At 36.4% G+C, this 17,482-nt stretch carries 11 protein-coding genes; 5 read left to right on the top strand and 6 right to left on the bottom strand.

What is annotated here, in order from left to right; all coding sequences use genetic code 11:
- Positions 1-10 precede the first annotated feature (10 nt).
- From HGC4_RS10285 to HGC4_RS10265, 5 genes are all read right to left on the bottom strand, one after another.
- On the bottom strand, positions 11-955 hold the full coding sequence (locus HGC4_RS10285) for a phosphoribosylaminoimidazolesuccinocarboxamide synthase (RefSeq protein WP_050710046.1): 945 nt from the start codon (positions 953-955) through the stop codon (positions 11-13).
- Positions 956-1,309: 354 nt separating this feature from the next.
- The gene (locus HGC4_RS10280; RefSeq protein ID WP_050710045.1) at positions 1,310-2,278 is read right to left on the bottom strand and encodes a PhoH family protein; all 969 of its coding nucleotides are present in this window, start codon (positions 2,276-2,278) and stop codon (positions 1,310-1,312) included.
- 148 nt (positions 2,279-2,426) lie between these two features.
- A complete protein-coding gene (locus HGC4_RS10275) occupies positions 2,427-4,268 on the bottom strand; it encodes a RagB/SusD family nutrient uptake outer membrane protein (RefSeq protein ID WP_050710044.1) in 1,842 nt (613 codons plus the stop codon).
- A gap of 83 nt (positions 4,269-4,351) precedes the next feature.
- The gene (locus HGC4_RS10270; protein ID WP_373419309.1) at positions 4,352-7,408 is read right to left on the bottom strand and encodes a SusC/RagA family TonB-linked outer membrane protein; all 3,057 of its coding nucleotides are present in this window, start codon (positions 7,406-7,408) and stop codon (positions 4,352-4,354) included.
- A gap of 516 nt (positions 7,409-7,924) precedes the next feature.
- Positions 7,925-9,304, bottom strand: coding sequence for an MFS transporter (locus tag HGC4_RS10265; RefSeq protein ID WP_050710043.1), 1,380 nt, complete (start codon positions 9,302-9,304; stop codon positions 7,925-7,927).
- Between the two features lie 179 nt (positions 9,305-9,483).
- Here HGC4_RS10265 and HGC4_RS10260 point away from each other — a divergent pair, with 179 nt between their 5' ends.
- From HGC4_RS10260 to HGC4_RS10250, 3 genes are all read left to right on the top strand, one after another.
- Positions 9,484-10,269, top strand: a complete 786-nt coding sequence (locus HGC4_RS10260; RefSeq protein WP_050710042.1) for a hypothetical protein — start codon at positions 9,484-9,486, stop codon at positions 10,267-10,269.
- A 302-nt stretch (positions 10,270-10,571) separates the two neighbouring features.
- Positions 10,572-11,795, top strand: coding sequence for a GTPase HflX (gene hflX / locus HGC4_RS10255; RefSeq protein WP_050710041.1), 1,224 nt, complete (start codon positions 10,572-10,574; stop codon positions 11,793-11,795).
- A gap of 790 nt (positions 11,796-12,585) precedes the next feature.
- Positions 12,586-13,281: a S24 family peptidase gene (locus HGC4_RS10250; RefSeq protein ID WP_050710040.1), complete on the top strand. Its 696-nt coding sequence runs from the start codon at positions 12,586-12,588 to the stop codon at positions 13,279-13,281.
- 107 nt (positions 13,282-13,388) lie between these two features.
- Here the strand turns inward: HGC4_RS10250 and HGC4_RS10245 are convergent, their stop codons facing one another.
- Positions 13,389-14,384, bottom strand: a complete 996-nt coding sequence (locus HGC4_RS10245) for a class II fructose-bisphosphate aldolase (RefSeq protein WP_050710039.1) — start codon at positions 14,382-14,384, stop codon at positions 13,389-13,391.
- A 433-nt stretch (positions 14,385-14,817) separates the two neighbouring features.
- On the opposite strand from HGC4_RS10245, the gene HGC4_RS10240 reads away from it, so the two are divergent.
- Entirely contained in the window at positions 14,818-16,476 is a 1,659-nt protein-coding gene (locus HGC4_RS10240; RefSeq protein ID WP_050710038.1) for an amino acid permease, read from the top strand.
- A gap of 332 nt (positions 16,477-16,808) precedes the next feature.
- Entirely contained in the window at positions 16,809-17,387 is a 579-nt protein-coding gene (gene rbr / locus HGC4_RS10235) for a rubrerythrin (RefSeq protein ID WP_050710037.1), read from the top strand.
- The last annotated feature ends 95 nt before the right edge of the window (positions 17,388-17,482 follow it).

Raw genomic sequence — 17,482 nt, 5'->3', positions numbered from 1 at the left:
TTTACTGTGTTTATTTTTTCAAATAAGCAGTTATATTTTTCTCAATACGACCTTCAACATCAGCAATATCAGCTTTCATAAAAGGCTCGCCAACGATTTTTTCATATAGCTCGATATATCTTTCTGAAACAGAATTGCAATACGCCTCTGTCATTTCGGGAATGTGCTGTCCCTCTTTTCCTTGAAATCCGTTCTCCATTAACCATTTACGAACAAACTCTTTAGAGAGTTGACGTTGTTCTTGGCCTTTAGCAAACAAATCCTGATAAGTATCTGCATAAAAATAGCGAGACGAATCGGGTGTATGTATTTCGTCAATCAGATAGATTTTACCATCTTTCTTTCCAAATTCATATTTTGTATCTACAAGGATTAATCCTTTTTGAGCTGCCATTTCAGTACCTCTTTGGAAAAGAGCTAAAGTATATTTTTCAAGTTGCTCATATTCTTCTCTCGAAACCAAACCTTGAGCAATTATTTCTTCTCTCGAAATATTTTCGTCATGCCCCTCATCCGCTTTAGTTGTCGGTGTAATAATAGGTGTTGGAAACTTTTGATCTTCTTTCAAACCATCAGGTAAAGACAAACCGCAAAGTGTGCGAGCGCCATTTTTGTACTCACGCCATGCACTACCTGTAAGGTATCCGCGAATCACCATTTCTACTTTGTAAGGCTCGCAACGCAAACCTACTGTTACCATAGGATCGGGTGTTGCTTGCTTCCAATTAGGAACAATATCTGCTGTTGCATCCAAAAATTTGGCTGCTATTTGATTCAAAACCTGTCCTTTATATGGGATACCTTGTGGTAACACAACATCAAATGCCGAAATACGGTCTGTTGCAATCATTACCAATGTATCTTTACCAATTGAATAGACATCACGCACTTTACCATGATATACATTTGTCTGATCTGAAAAATGATAATCGGTAGTAACTAAAGTATTCTTCATTATCTGGATATATTTTATTTTTATAAATTGGGTTCGACAAATTTACCTACAAAATCTTACTTTTCCATCTTATTGAGTAGTCTAAAATATTTTATTTCTATATTTCACGACAACAACTTATTATTGCAATTATACTTCTTCGAAAGCAATAAAAAGGTATGAAATCTCAGATAAGAGAATATGAAAAATTTCTACTTCTATCAACAAATAAATTCGTCCTTTGTTCTCACACGATTAGACATTTTCCGTCAATTAACGTTGCTCTACCGTTTAAAGAACTCTGCCACTCAGCCTACCATCCGTTTATTTTAGGAGCTTCGTAATCCAAAATAAAACTGATAGTAATATCAGATATTACTCTTTAGACTCTGAGAACTCTTTTCGACGTCTCTCGTCTTCTTTTTCGTAGGCATCAACTATCAGCTGAACCAATTTGTGACGAACAATATCTTCTTTCGTAAATTCTATCTTTCCGACACCTTTCACTCCATCCAATACTCGTAAAGTATGCTTTAAGCCTGACATCTGAGAAGGTGGTAAATCAATCTGAGTAACATCGCCTGTTATTATCATCTTCGCATTCATCCCCAAACGGGTAAGAAACATCTTTATCTGATGTATGCTTGTATTCTGAGCCTCATCCAGAATAATAACGGCATCGCTCAAAGTACGCCCACGCATAAATGCAAGAGGTGCTATCTGAATAACTTTATTCTCAATATATTCTTTCAGCTTGGCGGGAGTTATCATATCTTCCAAAGCATCGTAAAGAGGCTGTAAGTAAGGATCAATCTTATCCTTCATATCTCCAGGAAGAAAGCCCAGCTTTTCGCCGGCTTCTACTGCGGGACGGCTCAATATAATGCGTTTGACTTCTTTATTCTTTAAGGCTTTTACAGCAAGAGCAATAGCCACATAGGTTTTTCCCGATCCTGCCGGTCCTAGGGCAAATACCAAATCGTTTTTCTGAAAGGCATTTACCAGCTTTTGTTGGTTCTCATTACGTGCCGAGATCGGTTTGCCATTCATCCCGAAAATAATCAGATTATCCTGCTTTACCCCCTGTGGAGATTTCCCTTTTACAATATCTATAATATTATCTTCGGTAAGCATATTGTGATCTACACAAAACAACTCAAGATCTCTCATCTTCTCTTCAAAGAAAGGAATCTCTTCAGCATTACCAATTACCTTTATAATATTACCCCGGGCAATTATACGTAGTTTAGGAAATAGTGTTTTTAGTAATTGCAGATTACTATTATTGGTACCGAAAAAAACGGCAGCATCTGCATTATCGAGTACAATTATTTGTTCTATCATCTAATTTTTATTCAATTTGACAAAAATACAATTCTTTCTTTTTATATCGCAATTTATCCAGACTATTATTTTGCTTTATATCAAGACACATACACATACAAAAAGAGCCTTTAAATTAAAGGCTCTTTGTTTTTGGAAGAAGTATGTTTTAATATCCCGGATTCTGATAATAACCTCCACCACCTTCGAGTGTAGAAGTAAATGTTGTAGAAATAGGACGTAATGCATATTCTGCATGGTAATACTTCGCTAAATCAGGGTGCGTACTTTTCAGATAACTATCGTCTTTGAGCATACCTGTACGTTTCAAGTCGTAAAAGCGGCTGTCTTCTCCACAAAGTTCGCGAGCACGCTCATCCAATATAGTGCGGATAGTAGGCATCTCTGTTAATAACTTTGCTCCGGCACGAGAACGAATCTTATTGATATATTTTGCAGCATTAGCTCCACCCGATACATAAAGATCGGCTTCGGCAGCAATAAGATATATATCAGCCATGCGCATTATCAAAACAGCATTGAGATTACCATTACGTTTTTGCGAAGCATTGGCTACAAAGTAATTGCTACTGTTATGCTTTGTTAGAGATGGATAGAAATAATTAAATAAGTTCTCAGAATTTCCGTTAGTAACATAACCTGCTGACGGATTTACATACGAATAGGTCATATTAATATTCTTATTCGCATCATTATAAATATCCTTATAATCAACTAACAAGTAAGGTACTTTATGTTTTTGAGCAACTTCCGCGTTATAGTCTGCATCCTGAGGCATTACAAATTTGATTGCCAAACTACCCAAAGCTAGAGAATTGCCAAGCACAGAAGCTTCTTTATCATATTTATTCACTGAGCCCTTATCCCAAGTATACTTCTGATTGGTTTTCCATTCTGTTTGGAATGAATGATGGAATCGAGGATCAAGCGTTCCATCCTCTTGCACATACAAACTCAACAAATGTTGTGTAGGCATGAAAATTCCCGGTTGGTTTCCACCCCATTTCAAACGGGTTTCCTGATCGTCTACCATAGCTCCGAAATTAGGAACCTTACAGTAGAAATACTCATTGTTACGGTTCAATCTGTAATTACCATTGCTCGATCCATGACCGTCGCCTCCTGCATACCAACGGTGTTTCCACAAAGCCTCTTTGTTTGTCCAGTTATTAGCCTCTTTAAACACATCTTCGTAAGATGGATAGAGATAAGCATTATATTTACCGCCACCTCCTTCGGCATCCTCTATCAACATTTGAGCATATTTAAGAGCATCAGCAGCATATGCTTTAGAAGCATCATATTCTACTGTTTGCAAACAAGCCCTAGCCAGAAAACCCAGTGCAGCTTTTTTAGTAGGTCGAGAAGTAGTTGAATGATCTCCAACGGGCAACCATTTAAATGCAAACTCGAGATCAGGGATAATTATATCCTTATATATTGTCAGAGGGTCGGTTCTTTCCGGATGAAAGTCTATCCCTTTAGCCGGTGAGGTAATTGCTGTTACACCACCAAATTGCTCTACTGCATTAAAATAATATACAGCACGCAAAAAGTAGGCTTCTGCAACAACTGCATTTCTCAACTCTTCGGTCTTGTATGGAGGTTTGTTTGCATACTCAATTGCAATATTGCATGAGCCTATTCCATCGTAAGTGCCATTCCACCAATTATTGGTATAGGTTGTATTGGGCGATGCTCCTGCAAAATACCAGAACCATTGAGTCCACGAGGTCGATTTGTTGGCTTGATAAGTCCACAAATCTGTGCCACCTTCCATTAAAGTAACCCAGTTATCGGTACCATAAAAATAGCGTTGCATCGAAAAATAACATTGATTGATTAGCGATTCGTATCCCTCGATAGATTCCGCAGCTTTTTCCATTGTAAATCCTCCGGGATTTTCTTCATCTAAGGAACAAGACGACAGAAACAGATTGGATATCAGAAATACAGATAGAAATGTTCGTATATTAAATATCTTTTTCATAATGATTTATCTTTTTTCAGAAGTTACTTCCATAACATTAAATATTCATTGTCATATTATTAGTAATAAAAGGTTTGAGACCCTTAAAACGATATATTTACCCCAAACACAAGCTGTTTGTAAAGAGGAAATGAATCCGATCCGTTAGTTTCAGGATCTGTACCTCTCAATTGTTTGTCTTTTACATACAAAAAGGGATTATATGCAGTTGCATAGAAACGACACCTTTCAATATTAAATAGCTTAGGTAAAGTATATCCTAATGTAATATTTTTGACTTTGATAAATGAACCGTCTCTGTATTTAAGTGCAGGCATTACTGTTTGCTCGCTTCCACTACCCGCAATAGGATAATAAGCTCCCTGATTGTTTTCTGTCCAATAATCAGCCCCCGCAATTTGATTGTTCGAACTGCCTGTTTTGGCAGAATACCATCCCAACAAATCGCTGGTTATAGTTTGTCCGTATCTTGCAGTTGCAAAAACACTTAAATCGAAACTCTTATATCTAAAGGTATTATTTAAACCTACAATAAAATCGGGATTCGAGTGTCCTAATATTTGCCTGTCTTTCTCACTGTATTTATGTTCCCCATTGTCGTTAACCTCTTCGCCATTCACAGTAGTGACATTTGGCACAGTTGCAATTTTCACCCATCCCGGTTTCACACCGTATTTAGCCAATTCTTCGGCTGATGCATTTGTACCCCAGATACCGTCATATTTGTAACCGTAAACTGATTTTATAGGCTGCCCAACAAACAAATTCTCATTTATAAGATCGCCACTTGGCAGAGATTCTATTTTCTCCTTGCTCCAAGTGAAGGTTACAGTTGAATTCCATACAAAATCACGAGTCTGAATATTTCGGGTATTGATAGTTACTTCAAGCCCTTCGTTACTTGTTTCGGCAATATTTTCCCAGCTTTGCAGAGGCGATCCCCATCCAGTACTTCCGCTTGTAACGGGCATTGTACGTTTAAATAATAGATTTTTGGTACGTGTACTAAACCAATCTACCGATCCGTCAATTCTATTTTTCAAGATAGCAAAATCCACCCCTATATTCCAGTTATAAGATTTTTCCCATCCTAAGCTAGAGTTACCATAAATACCTGCATATTGAGTAAAAGGTACTATTTTGCCATCAAGACTCACACCTGCCGACGAATACGCGGATGCATTGGTAGAAGAACTATATGCACCAATACCTCCATCGTTTCCGGTTACACCATAACCTACTCTCAATTTTAAATTGTCTAACCAAGCTTTCGAGTCATTCATAAAAGCCTCATCCGAAATACGCCATGCTAAAGCTCCTGCGGGAAAACTATCCCATTTGTTTTCTTGCGAAAACCAAGACACACCATCCCAACGATTAGAGAAGGTTACTAAATAACGTCCTTTATAAGAATAGTTTAGACGCATCGCATAAGACATCTTCATATTCTGAGTATAACCTGATTCAACCCTAGCTGAAGTTCCTGCCAACAATCGGTAAAAGCTCCACGAATCGATAAACTGTCCGCTAGCTGCTGCCTTATTGCTTTCATCCTCATTTTTAAGCCACGAAGACAATACAGTTGCCGTTATATTATGATCAGTATTAAATGTCTTATTGTAGGTAAGTATGTTATCCCACATATATCTGTAACGATAGCTATTGGTAATCTCAGCATGAGGAGAGCCCGCATAAGATGGTCGGTTGGCAGTTGCTTCACTACCCCAAAACTGACCTCTGCGAGAATTATCTAAAGTTCCATTGAGAACCGTTCTAAAATTAAAATCTTTTATAGGAGTTATATCAAGATATACATTGGCATTAAGGTATGTGTTACGCGTATTATCCACAAACTGATTCTTGATAAAGTCTCCCAAAGGAGAGTATTCATCCTGAGCAAATTCGTAATTGATATCACCGTTTTCGTCATAAGCATCACCCAATGGAAAAGCCGAAATAGCTTTGGTAAAAGTATTTCTAACACCATTGTTTCGGTTAGTATAAACCATATTAGATGTGAAACCTACCTTTGCCCATTTGGCTACTTCTTGGTCGATATTTAACCGCATAGCATACCGGTTTAGGTTTTCATTTTTCAATAAACCTTCCTGACTGTCATAAGACAGAGAAGAGAAAACTTTCGTTTTAGCATTACCTGCTGACACTGAAACGTTATATTTCTGATTTACAACCGAATTACCCGAAGCTTCATCTACCCAATCGATCCATTTATTATCGTTATAAGCAGCCAATTTCGTAGCATCAGTCAAAATAGAAGACATATCAGTAGGATACTGTCCGTTTAAATATTTATAAGCTTCGCGTTGATAGTTAGTCCACTCATCGCCTTTCATACCATGATAGAATTTTGCATCACCACTAAAACCAATAAATCCGTCGAAGTTTACTCCCACTTTTCCTTCCTTACCTCTTTTGGTTGTGATCATTACTACCCCATTAGCTCCAGCTGAACCAAAAATTGCTGTTGACGAAGCATCTTTCAACACGTCAAAACTTTCAATATCCATAGGATTCACTTGCTCGTAGCTGCCAATAACACCATCTATAATAAACAAGGGAGTGTTATTACCATAAATAGAACGGTTTCCACGTAAAAGAACTTCAACGTTTCCTCCTACCTGACCCGTTGTTTTCAGAATATCCATACCAGCAATCCGTCCCTGCAATGCCTCCATCACATTATTGGTTGGCGAGATGGTTATATCCTCATTTTTCACAGACGATACCGATCCTGTAAGATCTCTTTTCTTTACCGTCCCATAACCAATAACCACAACTTCATCTAAAGTCTCGGCATCTTCTGCCAATGTTACTGATATTGAAGTGCGGTTATTTATGCCAACAACTTGTGGCAAATAACCTATATACGAAATTCGAAGTGACCCGTTAGAAGGAGCACTTAGCACAAACTTTCCATCCAAATCGGTTACAGTTCCGGTAGTTTTACCTTCTACTATAACACTGGCTCCGATTATAGCTTCGCCCGATTTATCAACAACGCTTCCGCTTACACTAACTTGCTGCTGAGAATAAGCATCTAGCGAAAACAGACAACACAATATAAACACCCAAATAGGTTTTGCGAACAATCTCTTTGATGACAGATTATTCCTAAACATGAGTAGATCAACATAGGGGTTTCTCATAATTCTTACGGATTTTAAGATTTAAAAACTAGTATAAAAAACATGATAGCTTCAGATTAAAACATCAGACCTCTATTTTATAGGTCCGGTAAAGGCAACGGCAATCTACTACCAGTCCAATATTCTTAATTGTAAGTGTTGTCTCTTAAAAAAGAATTTATTGGAAAAGAGTAATATATCCTTCAAGAATAAAGATTAGGATATTATGATTGCATGATTATAAAGTAGCTCACCTCTTGAAGAGAAATTACAACTACTATTTTTAGATAAGTTTAGGTCAAAATGATTAGATATTAGGTTATTTTGCAGGTTACATCATATTTGGTATTCTTATCTGACAGTTATAAAATTACACACACGATATTTTAAGTGTAAAAATATACACTTAATCACTTAAAAAATTATACATATTGAGATTAATCATTAAGAATTTGATCGTAGTAACACAGCAGCAAGATGGAGTAATCGTTTAAAATACAACACATTTATTTACTTTTTGGTTACAGAAGATGCATAAACACCGAATAAACACAATACCGAACAAATTATAAAAGTGATGCGCATACTATACATTAATTCGGTATGTACATCAGCCGAAAACTTAATATTTCCTATTTGCACAGAGATAGCCATCATAGCAATACCCATACTCAACGATTGCCCCACCAATCGCATTGTACCAGCCGTAGCAGAGGCAAATCCGTAATACTGTTTATCTACGGAACTCATTAAAATATTCATATTGGGAGAAGAAAACACACCGAAGCCAAACCCAATTAAAACAAGCAGCCCAATAATGTAATAAAAATTCGTAGTCTCGCCTATGAAACACAACCCTATCAGCCCCACAAAGATAATAAACATGCCCAATGTCGCCAAAAACGAGGAAGACATTTTATCTGACAATTTACCCGAAGCAAACGATACGACAGCCATCATAAGAGATTGCACAATAAGAATAAGCCCTGCATCGCGAGGCGATAACCCTCTTACGTATTGTAGATATAAACTCAGCATGAAGGAAATAGCAAAAGTTGCCGAATAGTTTATCAATGCCGATATGGACGAATACTTAAACACCTTATTTTCCAAAAACACTCTGATATTAAACACAGGATTAGCCTGTTTTTTCTCATAAACGGAAAAGAACAGAACAATCAATATTCCTACAACAAGTAATATAAAGCCAGAAACATCTGGTAGGCTTGCAAAACCATATATAACTGCAGATAACCCTAAAGCATATAATATAGAACCCGTTATATCGAATTTCTGCTTTGCATCTTCTTTCCAATCCTCTTTAATAGCGAAGAAGGTTCCGATCAAGACCAGAAGTGCAATGAATGCAGAGACATAAAATATACTCTGCCAACCTAGATATTGAGTAAGTATTCCCCCAAGGAAAGGTCCCGCAGCCAAAGCAAAATAAACGGTAGCTGCATTTATCCCTAAAGCCTGTCCTCGTTTCTGCAAAGGAATTGCCGACATAAGAATTGCCGCACTTGTTCCAAAAATCATAGCACTACCAATACCCGATAAGAAGCGATAAACAATCAAACTTTCAACAGAAAAGGCCAAACCACTTAAGACTGAAAATAAAATAAAGAGGATAAGCCCCCAAATGAATACTGTCCGCCGTCCGATCATATCAGCCAATTTTGCACAAGGAATCTGAAAAATAGCAGTGGAAAGCATATAGCTGGTAGGAATCCAACCCGACAAGGTCGCATTTACTGAAAAATCATCATTAATATAAGGCAATGCCAAATTTAGTGCCGACCCCATAAAGGGTACTAATGAGGAAGAAAGACAAATAACGAACAATATGGCATTCGCATTTGCCTTTGATTGTATATTTTCTGTTGTCATATATATTTATCTCTTATGGAATTTATATTTAATTTGTCATCTATATAATAGAAAGCCTAATATACACAGAATACAAATATGAGTAAAAATATCAACATAAACTTACGAAAATAAAGTCACCTTATCCTCTAAAGAACAATATCCAGGACATCAAAATAGTATAGAAAAAACATCCTGCCATGAAAAGTTATCTAATAATAATCTCTATTGTCATATTTCTATTGAATCCCACAAAAGCTTTTTCCACAGCACAGGCTCCCGATTATTTAATATATAATGGAGATACTCTCGCTATTTTTTCGAATCCACTTGAAACCTATTTTCAACAGCATCCAAACATTAAGAATCCATTCTATGAACTGCCTCTTTTATCCACAGGATGCTGGCGAGGATATATCGCTTACTGGGAATTGAGAAACGACAGTTTATTCCTAAAGGATATTTATAGAAATGAGATCAAATTTGATATTACACAAGTAATAACAGACAGAGATACCAATAATGGTGTTTTTGCAGATTGGGTTAATCAGGATATACCTCACCCCTATGGAAATTTAGTTTACTACATACACGATGCTTATCAATCGATTTATGAATTCGAAAAAGTATTTCACCTCGAAGCAGGTATCCTAAAAAGTACTATAATATACGACAACTCTAAATCTCGAAGATCAAAATATATACTAAATTCAAACTTGCTAACCAAGTATATAGAAGATAATATCGATTACTCGAAACTTCCAAAAATAGAAAAACCGATTCGTGTAATTGTCAACATAACAGGCTCTGATAATAACGGCAAAATAAACGAAGCAGATATCCCCCGAAAAAGGAATGATATTTTTGATGAAGAAGCTATTCGTATAATAAAGTCAATACCCAAATGGGATGTAATATACAAAAGAGGCCAGCGCTATCAACAAGCATGGTTGATTCCTGTTATTTTTAAGTCACAAGAAAAATAATTGATAATATAATAAACCTTCAATCAAGATCAACTATTATATGTAATCTAAAAAAAAAATGAAAACTACTAACAGCATAGTTATCAAATAATAGTTCAAGGTATATTATCTTTTTACTACCTTTGCAAACTGTATTCACTAATAATAATTGACAATGAAGTTTAATTTTCCAATTTAGTAGAAGTAATCCACCCAAGCGATTACACAAGGATAAGATGCGAATCTTGTCGCTACACAGCTTTAGATATGAAAATATCACACAATAAAAACAGTCAATTAACCACGTAAATTAAGTAAGATAGATGATCGATTCAATGATATTAAGTGTAAAGAATCAAAAGGCGATTCTGGTAGGTCTTATCACACAACAACAAACCGAAGAACAAGTAAACGAGTACTTGGACGAATTGGCGTTTTTGGCTGAGACCGCAGGAGCAGAACCAGTGAAGAAATTTACACAAAAACTAGAACATGCAAATGCCGTAACTTTTGTAGGAACAGGAAAGCTACAAGAGATAAAGCAATATATGGAAGAAAACGAAATCGGATTGGTAATTTTCGATGACGAACTTTCGGCAAAACAAATTCGCAACATTGAGCAGGAACTGCAAGTTAAGATTCTGGACAGAACCAGTCTTATTCTTGACATTTTTGCCATGCGTGCCCAAACTGCATATGCAAAAACTCAGGTAGAGTTGGCGCAGTATCAATACCTCCTACCCCGTTTGACTCGTATGTGGTCTCACTTAGACAGACAGCGAGGCGGTGGTGCTATGATGCGTGGTGTGGGTGAAACACAGTTGGAGAGTGACCGCCGTATTGTTCAGGATAAGATTGCCGACTTGAAAGAGCAATTAAAATCCATAGACAAGCAAATGATTGTTCAGCGTAAGAACAGAGGCAAGATGGTACGTGTAGCGCTCGTTGGATATACCAACGTTGGCAAATCTACTATGATGACTATGCTTAGTAAATCTGAAGTTTTTACAGAAAACAAACTCTTTGCCACACTAGATACAACGGTACGTAAGGTTATCATAGATAATCTTCCCTTCTTGCTATCTGATACAGTTGGATTTATCCGTAAGCTGCCTACTCACTTGGTAGAGTCGTTTAAATCGACACTCGATGAAGTACGCGAAGCCGATCTTCTTGTACACGTAGTAGATATATCGCATCCTAATTTTGAGGAACAAATAGAGATTGTAGAAAAAACTCTTCTGGAAATAGATGGTGAGGAAAAAAATACAATTCTTGTTTTCAACAAAATAGACGCATTTACCTACGTAAAAAAGGACGAAGATGATTTAATGCCTGCTACGCGAGAAAATATATCGTTAGAGGAATTACGCAAAACATGGATGGCTAAGCTAAACAACAATTGCATATTTATATCGGCTACTAACAAAACTAATGTTGATGAGTTGAAGCAAATGTTATATGACCGAATTAAAGAAATTCATATAGAACGTTATCCTTACAACGACTTCCTATTTCAGAAGTACGACGAAGAGGAGGAGATATAATTATTATATTCCTGTAAAAAATCAAAGAGGTAGCTATTCTAAAATAGCTACCTCTTTTTTGTAGATAACATTCCTATTAATATAGGACTTGATTATTAATGAAAAAAGAACGCTTTTGATTATTCTAAAGAAAGAAACAGCAGAGTGTAATCACTACACCCCGCTGCGTACATAGTTATGCTTTGGTAAATTATATTTTAAAACAACGACGATAGAATCATTTACCACACAACCACCTTTATTTACTACTAAATACTATATATATTTTTTAGAGCTATTCTTACACACTCATATTAAGATAATCTACATCTCCTAAAAACTACTTTTTTAGTAGTTAAAACACAAGATATACACCAATCATAGTCAAAAAAGCACCTCTTTTAAAAGATTCTAGGACTATAAAAGCTCAAAAAAAATATTTTATTACTATAATTTTCTCCCCTTCTGTTACAAATATAAACTTTTTCGCATAACAATACAATATTTTTAGTAAATCTCACAGCATAAAATATACTACCTATAACAACAATCAACATAAACAACTATAAACAAGATACATAACAACAAAACAAACTACTCATTTATTCGCAAACTAATCAATAAAAATAATAATAAAGAGATAATAAAGAGAAAATAAACTCCACACACAAGCAAAAACAACTAAAAAAAGAGTAGCCACAGCGATAATAGACGTTAACAAATGAAACAGTCCTCATTTTATAGTTTGATTATTTTTTACTAATTTTGTCGAGATGTTAATACCACAACTAAATAAAATGAGAACTCCCGTATGCATTTAACAACTAAAGACAGAGTACTTCAATTTATTGACTATAAAGGAATAAGCAAAACCGTATTCTTAAACGAGACCGATATCAAACGGGGGTTTCTCGACAAAGACAAGTTAAAAGCCAGCGTTTCAGATATACTACTCGAGAAAATAATCCAGACATATCCCGAAATAGACTTAGTATGGTTAATAACCGGAAAAGGAAATATGTTAAAGAAAGGACTAGTTCACGGCAAAGGAACCATTGACAGTTTCGAGTCACAAAGCTATAACGAATTTCCTCCTGTTCCTGTGTATACTTTGGATGCTATAACAAATTCGAGCCATCCAGTTTATAGTGGACCTAAAGATGCCGAGTCGGCATTATTGATACCCCATATGCCCAATTGTGATGCAGCCTTATACATTCACACGGATACTATGTATCCTATATTAAGAACAGGCGACATTGTATGTTATAAAAGGGTTGCAGATGTAGATAATATATATTGGGGAGAAATGTATGTGATGGATATATCGAGACAAGAGGACGAAAATTATCTTACTTTAAAATACATACATAAATCAGACATAGGAGACGATTACATAAGTCTTCGTAGTCACAACCCTATATATCCGCCTCAAGATATATTAAAAAGCAATATAAATCGCATGGGGTTGGTAAAAGTCTGCATACGCTATAACTGCCTAGTTTGACAAAAAAAACAATAAACAACAAACACTCCAATTAAGACGTACCTAAAAAATGAAAGGGTTTCAAATTTATTTGAAACCCTTTCTCTATTTTAAATGTACTTCTACAATTATGCTTTACCTGCACTACCTAGTACAGCTTCGATTTTGTGTTTGTACAATTTCTTCATGTTATCGCGAGCTGGTCCAAGATATTTACGTGGATCGAATTCTTCTGGTTTAGTTGCAAAAACTTCACGAACAGCAGCAGTCAAAGCTAGACGGCTATCTGAATCGATATTGATTTTACATACAGCAGAAGCAGCAGCTTTACGCAATTGTTCTTCTGGAATACCGATAGTATCTTTCAATGCACCACCGTATTTGTTGATAAGAGCAACTTGATCTTGTGGAACTGAAGATGCACCGTGTAATACGATAGGGAAACCTGGAAGTTCTTTTTCACAAGCTTCTAATACATCAAAACGTAAGGGAGGTGGAATTAATACACCATTAGCATCTTTAGTACATTGTGCAGGAGTAAACTTGTTAGCTCCGTGAGAAGTACCAATTGAAATAGCTAAAGAGTCACAACCTGTTTTAGAAACAAAGTCAACAACTTCTTCTGGTTTTGTATATGTATGGTGTTCTGCAACAACATCATCTTCAACACCTGCTAAAATACCTAGTTCGCCTTCAACAGTTACGTCAAATTGGTGAGCGTATTCTACCACTCTTTTAGTAAGAGCAACGTTTTCGTCATATGGAAGGTGTGAACCATCGATCATTACTGAAGAGAAACCTGAATCGATACAGTCTTTACAAGTTTCGAAAGTATCACCATGGTCAAGGTGAAGTACGATTTGAGGATTTTCCCAACCTAAACTTTTAGCGTACTCAACAGCTCCTTGAAGCATGTAACGCAATAAAATAGGGTTAGCGTACTGACGTGCTCCTTTAGACGCCTGAACGATAACTGGCGATTTTGTTTCAGCTGCAGCTTGAACGATAGCCTGCAACTGCTCCATATTATTAACATTGAACGCAGGAATTGCATATCCGCCTTTTACTGCTTTTGCGAACATGTCTCTTGTGTTAACAAGACCTAATTCTTTGTAACTTACCATTGTTTTAATTTTATTATAATAATTATTGATAGAATATTTATTCTTTAATACAAAAGTAAAAAATAAATATGAATAAACTAGCTTTACGCAGATCAAAAATTGAGATTTAGATACCCACTTAACCTATATTTAATACTCTTTTCGGAACCTAATAATATACCACATTAATGGTATTGGTGTTTTATCCTACAATCTTCATCTTTGTATCAATCTATCTATTATAACAGAAAACGGAGAGCAAAGTTCAATAGGAATGCACCTCTCCTTATGAGCTATTTGATAATAAAGGAGTTAATAGGGCTCATTACATCCACAACTGTAAAGAATGAAGGTTTCAAACCTTTCATTCCATAACGAGGTATAACCGAGCCATTCGTCAGAATTATAAAACAGAGAAAAAGAAACAGTTGTTGTTACTTATATTATATTAATTATGAGCCTGTTTATTAAGAAATCTATTAGTACACTCGTTAATGAAGCCGATGACAGAGGTCAACACACGCTCAAAAAGACACTTGGCCCATGGAAACTCATAACATTGGGAATAGGAGCCATTATTGGAGCAGGGCTTTTTTCGGTAACAGGTAATGCCGCAGCCGACCATGCAGGATCAGCCATCACCATATCATTTATTATAGCCGCCGTAGGGTGCTGTTTTGCAGGGTTGTGTTATGCTGAATTTGCATCCATGATACCCGTTGCCGGCAGTGCATATACCTATTCATATGCTACTATGGGACAATTCATTGCATGGGTCATAGGCTGGGATCTTGTTCTTGAATATGCTGTTGCATCAGCCACCGTTAGTATAAGTTGGAGTCGCTACTTTGTAAAACTACTCGAAGACATAGGTATATTCCTACCTCCCGAACTCACCTCCTGCCCTTGGGATGGTGGTATCGTAAATTTACCCGCTGCTTTTATAGTTATCATAATGAGCTTTATACTCATCAGAGGCACGGGAAGAAGCTCAACCATAAATACGATCATAGTAATTCTTAAAGTAATTATTGTACTTGTATTCATCATAGTAGGCTGGAAATATATCAATAGCGAAAACTACACTCCTTACATCCCCGAAAATACAGGGACTTTCGGAGAATACGGTTTCAGCGGTATTATCCGCGCTGCAGCCATTGTTTTCTTTGCCTTCATCGGTTTCGACGCAGTGAGCACAGCTGCTCAGGAAACCAAAAACCCAAAGAAAAATATGCCAATAGGAATACTAGGGTCACTACTCATATGTACCATTCTATATATCTTGTTTGCCCATGTTATGACAGGGGTAGCACCCTACCTCAGCTTCAAAGGGCAAGATGGAATTGCTCCTGTATCGGTAGCCATAGATCATATGGGTAGTGTAGATGCAAACGGAGTATTTCAACCTGCCTATCCATGGCTAAACAAAGCCATATCGATAGCCATATTAGCAGGATACTCGTCAGTTATATTAGTAATGCTCTTAGGACAAAGCCGTGTCTTTTACAGTATGAGTAAGGATAAACTGTTACCATCGGTATTTTCTAAAGTTCATCCCAAATATCGCACACCCGTAAACAGCAATCTACTGTTTCTTGTGTTAGTAAGTGCATTTGCAGCGTTTGTACCTGCTCGTGTTGCAGGTGAAATGACAAGTATAGGTACTCTCCTAGCCTTCATTATTGTATGTACAGGAATACTTGTTATGCGTAAAACGATGCCCGATGCGCCCCGTGGATTCAGAACACCTTTAGTTCCTCTAATTCCTATTTTAGGTATTATCACCTGCCTCTTTATGATGGTATTCCTTCCTTTCGATACATGGATTCGTTTAATCGTATGGATGATTATAGGACTCGACATATACACATGGTATGGGCGTAAGAATGCGAATAGAAACAAAGAGATATTCAGTAATAGAGAGAATAACATCCTCAATCTATCCAGCATTGCCTTATCCGCTGTATTGATTATTATTTCGGTATGGCATCAATACGCAATAGGACTAGACCAAGACAAAACATTGACAGGCTTTGCAATAGTATTAGGCACAATTCATATCTTCATTTTTGGATATAGATTAATACTAAAAGAGAGTAAAAAAATTCAATAAAAAGATGACATATATGACTACCATTCACAGATATCTCTGAGAAATAAAGCTCTCAAGGCTTAACTTAGAACTATTATAAATTAGCTCTAAAATAGAAACACTTAAGTCCTGCTAATCGCCTGAATGAGTAGGACTTATTTTTCTCTCCAAGAAAATATACTTTCCAATATAAAAAACATACTTTTTTGTTCCATGCTAAATTGGTAAATTTGTAAGTATCAACCAGAAAGATCCAAGAATGTTTATGATAATTGATAATATCATAATACTAACTGTACGCCTTAAATAAGAGACACAACAGATCAACTAAATAAATTAAACTATCAAGAATCATGGAAAAAAGTATCAAAGGTACAGAAACCGAAAAATGTCTTTTAACCTCATTTGCAGGTGAGTCTCAAGCAAGAATGCGTTACACTATGTTTGCAAAAGCAGCTAAAAACGAAGGATTTGAGCAAATAGCAGCCATTTTTATGGAAACTGCCGAACAAGAAAAAGAACATGCTGAACGTATGTTCAAATATCTTGAAGGTGGAATGGTAGAAATCACTGCCTCTTATCCTGCAGGAAGAATCGGTACAACCGCTGAGAATCTAATTGAAGCTGCTGCTGGAGAGCATGACGAATGGGCATCAGAATACCCTAAATTTGCTGATATTGCAGAAGCTGAAGGTTTCAAACAAATAGCTGTTATGTACCGCATGATTGCTAAGGTTGAAAACATGCACGAAGACCGTTACAAAGCTCTTTTAGCTAGAGTAGAAAGCGGAGAAGTATTTATGCGTGAAGAACCTATCGAATGGCAATGTATCAATTGCGGATTTGTAATCAAAAGCAAAACTGCACCAAAACAATGCCCAGCATGTTTACATCCACAAGCATACTTCGAACCGCTTAAGTGGAATTTCTAATTTAAGTAGTGACAACTAGACATAAAAGTTTGCCCTTATCCTTTGGATGGGCGAACTTTTTCTTTTTACAATCGATATAATATTACGATAAAGAG

Origin of the sequence: Dysgonomonas sp. HGC4, from assembly GCF_001261715.1 — a bacterium.
GTDB lineage: Bacteria > Bacteroidota > Bacteroidia > Bacteroidales > Dysgonomonadaceae > Dysgonomonas_A.
This window is presented reverse-complemented; position numbering and strand designations above follow the sequence as displayed.

Coding starts and splice junctions, on each gene's coding strand:
- HGC4_RS10285 (WP_050710046.1), bottom strand. CDS start 955: ATGAAGAATACTTTAGTTACTACCGATTATCATTTTTCAGATCAGACA.
- HGC4_RS10280 (WP_050710045.1), bottom strand. CDS start 2,278: ATGATAGAACAAATAATTGTACTCGATAATGCAGATGCTGCCGTTTTT.
- HGC4_RS10275 (WP_050710044.1), bottom strand. CDS start 4,268: ATGAAAAAGATATTTAATATACGAACATTTCTATCTGTATTTCTGATA.
- HGC4_RS10270 (WP_373419309.1), bottom strand. CDS start 7,408: ATGTTTAGGAATAATCTGTCATCAAAGAGATTGTTCGCAAAACCTATT.
- HGC4_RS10265 (WP_050710043.1), bottom strand. CDS start 9,304: ATGACAACAGAAAATATACAATCAAAGGCAAATGCGAATGCCATATTG.
- HGC4_RS10260 (WP_050710042.1), top strand. CDS start 9,484: ATGAAAAGTTATCTAATAATAATCTCTATTGTCATATTTCTATTGAAT.
- hflX (WP_050710041.1), top strand. CDS start 10,572: ATGATCGATTCAATGATATTAAGTGTAAAGAATCAAAAGGCGATTCTG.
- HGC4_RS10250 (WP_050710040.1), top strand. CDS start 12,586: ATGCATTTAACAACTAAAGACAGAGTACTTCAATTTATTGACTATAAA.
- HGC4_RS10245 (WP_050710039.1), bottom strand. CDS start 14,384: ATGGTAAGTTACAAAGAATTAGGTCTTGTTAACACAAGAGACATGTTC.
- HGC4_RS10240 (WP_050710038.1), top strand. CDS start 14,818: ATGAGCCTGTTTATTAAGAAATCTATTAGTACACTCGTTAATGAAGCC.
- rbr (WP_050710037.1), top strand. CDS start 16,809: ATGGAAAAAAGTATCAAAGGTACAGAAACCGAAAAATGTCTTTTAACC.